This is a genomic window from Synechococcus sp. BA-120 BA3 (genome assembly GCF_034931285.1).
In the GTDB taxonomy this organism is placed as follows: Bacteria; Cyanobacteriota; Cyanobacteriia; order PCC-6307; family Cyanobiaceae; genus Cyanobium.
This window is the reverse complement of record NZ_JAYGHZ010000308.1, coordinates 1-8,235: the sequence shown is the minus strand read 5'-3', so window position 1 is coordinate 8,235 and position 8,235 is coordinate 1. Positions and strand designations below refer to the sequence as shown.

Annotated in this window: 9 protein-coding genes; 7 read left to right on the top strand and 2 right to left on the bottom strand. The window is 64.4% G+C overall.

Annotation, left to right across the window (positions count from 1 at the left end):
• Positions 1–325, top strand: a 325-nt coding sequence (locus VB737_RS12765; RefSeq protein ID WP_500313476.1) for an ABC transporter substrate binding protein, incomplete at its 5' end; no start/stop codon positions are given.
• Between the two features lie 33 nt (positions 326–358).
• Here VB737_RS12765 and VB737_RS12760 read toward each other — a convergent pair.
• Entirely contained in the window at positions 359–1,258 is a 900-nt protein-coding gene (locus tag VB737_RS12760; protein ID WP_500313474.1) for an MlaD family protein, read from the bottom strand.
• Between the two features lie 2 nt (positions 1,259–1,260).
• Positions 1,261–1,881, bottom strand: a complete 621-nt coding sequence (locus VB737_RS12755; RefSeq protein ID WP_500313472.1) for a hypothetical protein — start codon at positions 1,879–1,881, stop codon at positions 1,261–1,263.
• 50 nt (positions 1,882–1,931) lie between these two features.
• Here VB737_RS12755 and ureG point away from each other — a divergent pair, with 50 nt between their 5' ends.
• From ureG to urtE, 6 genes are all read left to right on the top strand, one after another.
• Positions 1,932–2,546, top strand: coding sequence for an urease accessory protein UreG (gene ureG, locus VB737_RS12750; protein ID WP_500313471.1), 615 nt, complete (start codon positions 1,932–1,934; stop codon positions 2,544–2,546).
• A gap of 222 nt (positions 2,547–2,768) precedes the next feature.
• Entirely contained in the window at positions 2,769–4,064 is a 1,296-nt protein-coding gene (gene urtA / locus VB737_RS12745; RefSeq protein WP_500313469.1) for an urea ABC transporter substrate-binding protein, read from the top strand.
• A gap of 139 nt (positions 4,065–4,203) precedes the next feature.
• The gene (locus VB737_RS12740) at positions 4,204–5,361 is read left to right on the top strand and encodes an ABC transporter permease (protein WP_500313467.1); all 1,158 of its coding nucleotides are present in this window, start codon (positions 4,204–4,206) and stop codon (positions 5,359–5,361) included.
• 60 nt (positions 5,362–5,421) lie between these two features.
• The gene (gene urtC / locus VB737_RS12735) at positions 5,422–6,528 is read left to right on the top strand and encodes an urea ABC transporter permease subunit UrtC (protein ID WP_500313466.1); all 1,107 of its coding nucleotides are present in this window, start codon (positions 5,422–5,424) and stop codon (positions 6,526–6,528) included.
• Positions 6,529–6,598: 70 nt separating this feature from the next.
• Positions 6,599–7,345 carry an urea ABC transporter ATP-binding protein UrtD gene (gene urtD / locus VB737_RS12730; RefSeq protein ID WP_500313464.1) on the top strand — a complete coding sequence of 249 codons (747 nt, stop codon included), beginning with the start codon at positions 6,599–6,601 and terminating at the stop codon, positions 7,343–7,345.
• 31 nt (positions 7,346–7,376) lie between these two features.
• Complete coding sequence (gene urtE, locus VB737_RS12725; protein WP_500313462.1) at positions 7,377–8,102, top strand: urea ABC transporter ATP-binding subunit UrtE; 726 nt, start codon at positions 7,377–7,379, stop codon at positions 8,100–8,102.
• The last annotated feature ends 133 nt before the right edge of the window (positions 8,103–8,235 follow it).

Genomic DNA, 8,235 nt, shown 5'->3' with positions numbered 1-8,235 from the left:
GGTGCGGGTGGGCGACTACGCCACCAGCGTGGGCTTCCCCGCCCTGGCGGCGGCCGGCCTGCGCCATCGCCTGCCGGTCTACTCCGTCGATCCCGCCGACATCGCCACTCCGGGGTGCCTGGCGGTGGTGGGCTGGGATCCGGAGGCCGATGGGGCCCAGGCCGGTGCTCTGGCGGTGCAGGTGCTGCGCGGCCGCTCCCCCGCCACCATGGCCTTCGAGCCGGTGACCCGGAAGCTGCTGCTGCTCAATCGCCGCACGGCCCGGGCCATCGGGGTGACCTTCCCGCCGGAGCTGCTGCGTCAGGCCGACCGGGTGACGGGGTGACGCCGCCGACCAGCCCGGTGGCCGGCGGGGCGTTCAGCGGCCGCGCTCACCGCGGGGCTCCCCGGTCCGCTCGATCAGCTCGATCACCCAGCTCTCATTGAGCGTCTTCACCAGGCGGTTGGTGGCGCTGGCCATGGTGGAGAGCTCGCGCAGGGTCTGGAGCAGCAGCGGTCGCGTCTGGGATTCGGTGCTCTCCAGCCGCCGGATCAGGGCGGACAGGTCGGCGGCGGTGCCGTCGGCGCGGGCCTCCAGCCGCTCGGCCAGGGCGCGGGTGGCCCCCAGGGTGCGGTTGAGCTCGCTGCTGCTGCGCCGGGTGTCGGCCTCCAGGCGCGTCGCCAGGCGGCGGCTGGCCACCAGGGTGCGATCGAGCTCGTCGAGGCTGCGTGGCAGGCGGGTCTCCGCCAGGCTCAGGCCGCTGCTGAGGGCCCGCTGCAGGGGAATGCGGCTGCTGGCCACCTCGGTGAGCAGGTCCTCGATGTCGGGGCGGCTGGTGAACACGAGCGTCTCGCCGTCACCGATCGGGGGCTGGCCGATCGCCGCCGGATCGGGGGTGATGGCGATGTAGCTGTCACCCAGGAGCCCCAGCTGGGCCAGTTCCGCCCGGCTGCGGCGACCCACCATGGAGCGGTAGGGGTCGCGCAGCTCCAGTTCCACCAGCACCTGGGCGTCGGGCTGCAGCACGATCCGGCGCACCTGGCCGACGGCGAACCCCGAGATCTTCACCGCCATGCCGGTCTGCAGTCCTGCGGCGTCGAGGGTGCGGAACTGCAGGCGGACGCTGGGTGCGAGCCAGTTGCCGGCGCGGGCGATCCCCAGCACGAACACCCCCAGCAGGGCCACCGCTCCGGCCAGGAAGACCAGGCTCTGGGGGCCGGGGCGCCGCGGCTGGACACGATCGGGCTCCGGAGGGGTGTCGAGCGGGGTGGCGACCACGGTCAGTTCCCTCCCATGCGCAGGGGATCGACGGCGATCGTCCAGAACAGGTCGAGGCAGACCATCACCCCGATGCCGAGCCGCAGCGCCCGGGCCATGCGGGAGGCCATCCCCACGGCGCTGGAGGAGCCGCGCCGGGCCTGATGCAGGCAGATGGCGGCAGAGATCCCGCCATAGGCCCCCGCCCTGGCCAGGGCGGCCGCGAAGCGGGCCGGCTCCAGCTGGCCGATCAGGAAGCCCACCTCCCCCACCAGATCCCCCTGGTTGAGTGTGAGGCTGGCGGTGATGATCACCGCCGCCATGAAATAGAGCAGCAACACGACGCTCAGCAGGCCGCTGGCCAGCAGGTCGGCCCCCCAGGAGCCGGGGGGGCGCCGGTCGGCGAGCAGCAGCGGGCCATCCCGGAGCAGCAGCAGCAGGCTGACCAGCAGCGGGGCCAGGAACAGCAGGGCCCGCACCGCCAGCAGTTCGATCGTGAGCCTGGAGAGCTGCTGCAGCGGACTGCGCAGCAGCTCAATGAAGCCGAGGCAGACCACCACTCCTGTGCCCACCACGGAGGCGACGAGCCGCGCATCCAGGCGCTCGAAGCGACGGATCAGCGTCGGGATCGGTCCGTCACTCACCGCAGCCCTCGGCGCTGGCGTCAGGATGGCACCCATCCTGGACTGGGGCGATGGGCAGCAAACTCAGGGTCGGTGTGGCCGGGCCGGTGGGATCGGGCAAGACGGCCCTGGTCGACGCCCTCTGCCGCCGGCTGCGGGAGCGGTTGCAGCTGGCGGTGGTCACCAACGACATCTACACCCAGGAGGACGCCCAGTTCCTCACCCGCGCCGGCTCCCTGGCCCCCGAGCGGATCCGGGGGGTGGAGACGGGCGGCTGCCCCCACACCGCCATCCGGGAGGACTGCTCGATCAACCGGGCGGCGGTGCAGGAACTCGAGGAGACCTTCCCTGACCTGGACCTGGTGCTGGTGGAGAGCGGTGGCGACAACCTGGCGGCCAGCTTCAGTCCGGAGCTCGTGGATCTGTGCATCTATGTGATCGACGTGGCCGCCGGCGACAAGATCCCCCGCAAGGGGGGACCCGGCATCACCCGCTCCGACCTGCTGGTGATCAACAAGATCGACCTGGCTCCGATGGTGGGGGCCAGCCTGGCGGTGATGGAGGCCGACACCGAACGCATGCGTGGCGGTCGCCCCTGGTGCTTCACCAATCTGCGCAGCGGCGAGGGCCTCGATCGGGTCGAAAGCTTCCTGCTGCGGCAGCTGCCTGAACCGGCAGCCGCCTGAATCGAGCAAGCGCTCAAGGCATCTGGTATTCGCCTTTCAGGCGTTGATCAGCAAAACCGTAGGTAATGCAACATATCGACAGGTCGGCGACGTGCAATTCCTCACTCCGGCAGGCCCTCGGCTCCTTTCTGTCTCATTGGATACCGGGGGTAACCACGTCCTTCCGTACCTTTCCCTTTGCCGTCGGTTACGGCGACTACAATTCATCTTGAACAGGCTTCAATGTCTCTGCATCTTTCAAGGCGACTGGCAGCTGCAATCGCCGCAACTGCCGTGAGCGTAACCCTCGTCTCCTGCGGGGGCGAGTCCGGGTCCGGCGGCAATTTTGATGGCGAAGTGAAGGTGGGCATCCTTCACTCCCTCAGTGGCACCATGGCCATCTCCGAAACGACTTTGAAAGAAGTCGAGGAGATGGCGATCAAGGAGATCAATGACGCCGGCGGCGTCAAGGTCGGCGGCAAGTCCTACAAGATCGTGGCCGTCGCCGAAGATGGCGCCTCCGACTGGCCCACCTTCGCCGAGAAGGCCCAGAAACTGATCGACTCCGACAAGGTCGCCGTTGTCTTCGGCGGCTGGACCTCCGCCAGCCGCAAGGCGATGCTGCCGGTCTTCGAGTCGAAGAACCACATGCTCTTCTACCCGATTCAGTACGAGGGTCAGGAGTGCTCCCGCAACATCTTCTACACCGGCGCGGTGCCGAACCAGCAGGCCGAGCCTGCGGTGCAGTGGCTGATGGACAAGTTCTCCGACAAGCTCGGTAAGAAAGTGTACCTGGTTGGCTCTGATTACGTGTACCCACGTACGGCCAACACCATCATCAAGGAGCAGATGAAGGCCCTTGGCGGTGAAACCGTCGGCGAGGACTACATCCCTCTGGGCAACACCGAGGTGGCCCCGATCATCGCCAAGATCAAGAAGGCCTTCCCGGATGGCGGGATCATCATCAACACCCTGAACGGCGACTCCAACGTCGCCCTGTTCAAGCAGTTCAAGGCCTCGGGCATCGATCCGGCCAAGTACCCGATCATGTCCTTCTCGATCGCGGAAGAGGAGATCCGTCAGATCGGTCCTGAGTACACCAACGGCACCTACGCCGCCTGGAACTTCTTCATGAGCCTGGACACCCCGGCCTCCAAGAAGTTCACCGCCGACTTCCAGGCCATGTATGGCGCCGATCGGGTCACGGGTGACCCGGCTGAATCTGCCTACAACATGGTGTACCTCTGGAAGAATGCCGTTGAGAAGGCCGGAACTTTCGAGGATCTCGACAAGGTCCGCACGGACATGATCGGCATCACCTTCGCCGCTCCCCAGGGCGAGATCAAGATGTTCCCCAACCACCACACCTCCGAGCGGGTGCTCATCGGCGAGGCGGAAAACTCCGGACAGTTCAAGATCCTGTACGACAGCGTCAAGGCCATTCCCCCGATCCCCTGGAACCAGTTCGTTCCTGAGACCAAGGGCTACACCTGCGACTGGACCCAGGATCGGCCTGATGCCGGCAAGTTCAGGATGTGATCACGGAGCGATCCGTAAGGGAATGAAAGACGGGTGGTTCCTCCGGGAACCGCCCCCTTTCCTTCTTCCACACCACCACGTTCGACCCGATCCAGCGTCGCCCAAGCAACGCTGGATCTAACGTTCAACCTTCATTCCGTTGGAACTTTTCTTTTCTCAGATCCTTGATGGCCTGAGCATCGGATCCGTGCTGCTGTTGGCAGCCACAGGTCTGGCCATCGTTTTCGGATTGATGGGTGTCATCAACCTCGCCCATGGCGAATTCATGATGCTCGGGGCCTATGTCACCTATGTGGTGCAATCGGCCTTCAAGCCCATGGGTGGTGTGATCTTCGAACTGTATTTCCCGATCTCCTTGGTGCTCGCGTTCATCGTGACCGGGCTCATCGGGGTGCTGCTGGAGAGAACGTTGATCCGGCAGCTCTATGGCCGCCCCCTCGAAACACTGCTGGCGACCTGGGGGGTCAGCCTGATTCTGATCCAGCTGGTTCGAAGCGTTTCGACGGCGATGATGCTGGGCATCATCGTGGCTGTCGTCGTTGGGTTCATTATCTCGAAGTTGCTGGCAGCGAAGTTCTCCGACAAGCCATTCTTCACCTATCTCAACGGACTGGGCTGGGCCATCGCCATCGGCATCGGCCTGGTCGCCGTCAACCTGTTGGACAAAATCCGTCCGCTCTCCAAGGCCTGGTTCGGTCCGCGCAACATCGACGTCACCGCTCCGAAATGGCTGCAGGGAAGCTGGGGGATGATCGGCACCATCGAATTGCCCGGCCTGCGCATCTTCATCATTCTGCTGTCGGCCCTGTTGCTGCTGGCCACCTACTGGTTCCTCAACAAGAGCGTCTGGGGCCTGCGCATCCGCTCGGTGACCCAGAACCGCCAGATGAGCAACTGCCTCGGCATTCCCACCGACCGCGTCGACAGCATCACCTTCGGCATCGGCTCTGGCCTCGCCGGAGTGGCCGGCTCTGCCATCACCCTGCTCGGTTCGGTGGGTCCGAACCTCGGCGCGGCCTACATCGTCTCCTGCTTCATGGTGATCGTCCTCGGTGGGGTGGGCAACCTGCTCGGCACCGTGCTGGCCTCGCTGCTGCTGGGAATCATCCAGTCGGTGATCGGTTCGGGCACCCTGCTCACCATGTTCCCGGATCTGCCAGCGGCGGTCAAAGGGGTGATCGAGTTCTTCGCCACCACGAGCATGTCGCTGGTGCTGGTGTTCATCTTCATCATCGTCTTCCTCCAGTTCCGCCCCAACGGCATGTTCCCCCAGAAGGGTCGCTCGGTCGATGCCTGACCCCATCAATCCCACCCTCTGCTGCTTCCCGTTCCATCTCCCCACCAGGAGGCCCTACCTGTGAAACTCTTTCAACGACTCGTCCCCTGGATTCTCCTGGCGATCGCCCTCTTCATCCTGCCGGCAGCACTGGATGATTTCCGGCTCAACCTGTTCGGCCGGTACTTCTCACTGGCGATCACAGCTCTGGCCATCGACCTGATCTGGGGATACACCGGTCTGTTGAGCCTGGGGCAGGGCATCTTCTTTGCCCTCGGGGGCTATGCCGTGGCCATGTACCTGATGCTCAACACCAAGAGCCTCGCCGGTGGCAACGGGATTCCCAAGTTCTTCGAGAACTACGGCGTCGACCAGATGCCCTTCTTCTGGCAACCGTTCTGGTCGCCGGTCTTCACCCTGATCGCCCTCTGGGTGATTCCGGCGGTGGTGGCGGGCCTGGTGGGCTGGCTGATCTTCCGGAACCGCATCAAGGGGGTGTACTTCTCGATCATCACCCAGGCGGCTCTGATGGTCTTCTTCCACTTCTTCAACGGCCAGCAGAAACTCTTTGACGGCACCAACGGCCTCAAGACCAGCACCAGCGAACTGTTCGGCCAGCTGGTGGGCTCCCCCGACATGCAGGTGTGGTTCTACCGCCTCACCGTGGTACTACTGCCCCTGGCCTTTCTGGTCTGCCGTTATTTCACCAGCGGCCGTTTCGGGGACGCCTTGATCGCCATCCGCGACGACGAGAGTCGCCTGCGCTTCGCCGGCTTCAACCCCGTCCCCTTCAAGACGATCGTCTTCCTGGTGGCGGGAGCGCTGTGCGGCATCTCCGGAGCCCTATACACCGTTCAGACCGGCATCGTCTCGCCCCAGTACATGTCGATCTCCTTCTCGATCGAGATGGTGATCTGGGTGGCCGTGGGCGGCAGGGGCACCCTCGTGGGACCGATCATCGGCGCCACCCTGGTCAACTACCTGCGCAGTCTGGTGAGCGAAGCCCTGCCTGAAGCCTGGCTGTTCGTGCAGGGGGCCCTGTTCATTTTCGTGGTGGTTCTGATGCCCGATGGCATCTACGGCTGGATCACCAAAGGAGGTTTCCGCACCTTCCTGGCCGCCTTCGGCATCGCCAAACCTGCCAAGACCTACCCCAAGCTCGACAAGGAGGCCGTTCCTGTCGATTAGCTCACCAGGACACTGCTTCCTGGCAAATCTGCTGTGACCGCTCCTCTGATTCCGCACCCTTCCCAAGTCCATGTCAGAACCTCTCCTCGAGCTCAATGACGTCAGCGTGAGTTTCGACGGCTTCTATGCCCTCACGGATCTCAGCCTGAAGCTCTACAAGGGTGAGCTGAAGTCGATCATCGGCCCCAACGGTGCCGGCAAGACCACCTTCCTTGACGTCATCACCGGCAAGGTGCGGCCCACGAAGGGATCGGTGACCTTCAAGGGCAAATCGCTGCTGGGCGTTTCCGAGCAGCAGATCTCGCGGGATGGCATCGGCCGCAAGTTCCAGACCCCGCGGGTGTTCGAGAATCTCACCGTGCTGCGGAACCTCGAACTCTCCGCCTCACCGGTCAAGAATGCCTTCAGCCTGCTGGGTTCCGGCCTGCCCCAGTCCTCCAAGGACGAGGTGCATCGGATCATGAACTACGTGGGTCTGACGCCCTTCGCCACCGTCAAGGCGGGCTCCCTCTCCCACGGCCAGAAGCAATGGCTGGCCATTGCCTCCCTGGTGGCCCAGGCTCCCGAAGTGCTGCTGCTGGATGAGCCCGTGGCCGGCCTCACCGATGAGGAAACCCTGCGCACAGCCGAGCTGATCAAGTCCCTCGCCGGTGACCACACCGTGGTGGTGATCGAGCACGACATGGAGTTCATCCGTGACCTCGGCTTCGATGTCACCGTGCTGCACCAGGGACAGGTGCTGACCGAAGGACCGCTGGAGAAGGTCAAAGCCGACCCGCGGGTGATCGAGGTCTACCTGGGGCCGCCCGAACACTGATCGCTTCCCGACCATCACCCACCGCGAGCCCATGTCCACCACCAGCGCCCAGCCCCTGCTTCAGGTCTCCGACCTCAATGTGTATTACGGGGAGAGCCACATTCTCCGCAACGTGGATCTGACCATCCACGAAGGCAAGATGGTCTGCCTGATCGGCCGCAACGGCGTCGGCAAAACCACTTTCCTCAAGACCATCATCGGCCTGCTGCAGCAGCGATCCGGCACGATCGCCTATCAGGATGGTCAGCTGACCAACCAGCCGCCCTACAAGCGGGCCCGCTCCGGCATCGGTTATGTGTCCCAAGGCCGGGACATCATTCCCCAGGTGTCCGTCAAGGAGAATCTGCTGCTGGGCATGGAGGCCCTGCCCGGGGGTCTGGAGAAGAACCGCCACATCGATCCGCTGATCTTCGATCTCTTCCCGATCCTCGAGAAGTTCCTCAAGCGCAAAGGCGGCGACCTCAGTGGAGGCCAGCAGCAGCAGCTCGCCATCGCCCGCGCCCTGCTGGGCAAGCCCAAGCTGCTGCTCCTCGATGAACCCACCGAAGGCATCCAGCCCTCCATCATCCTCGACATCGAACATGCGGTGCAGCGGATCATGAAAGAGACCGGCATCAGCGTGCTGCTGGTGGAGCAGCACCTGCACTTCGTGCGCCAGTCCGACTTCTACTACGCCATGCAGCGGGGCGGCATCGTCTCCAGCGGCCAGACCGACCAGCTCTCCGATGACGTGATCAAGGAATTCCTCACCGTCTGAGGCCCCCTGTCAGGCGACAGCGAAAACTGGCCCAGATGCGACACGAAATCTGGCCCCCCTCCTTGAGCCACTGACCAGGGCCAGCGCGCAGCCTGCGGTGCTGTCACCTCTGGAGCAGAGCTCCCGGGATGCG

Bases quoted from the DNA above. Each gene is read 5' to 3' on its own strand.
- urtD (WP_500313464.1), top strand. From the start codon at position 6,599: ATGTCAGAACCTCTCCTCGAGCTCAATGACGTCAGCGTGAGTTTCGAC.
- urtA (WP_500313469.1), top strand. From the start codon at position 2,769: ATGTCTCTGCATCTTTCAAGGCGACTGGCAGCTGCAATCGCCGCAACT.
- urtE (WP_500313462.1), top strand. From the start codon at position 7,377: ATGTCCACCACCAGCGCCCAGCCCCTGCTTCAGGTCTCCGACCTCAAT.
- ureG (WP_500313471.1), top strand. From the start codon at position 1,932: ATGGGCAGCAAACTCAGGGTCGGTGTGGCCGGGCCGGTGGGATCGGGC.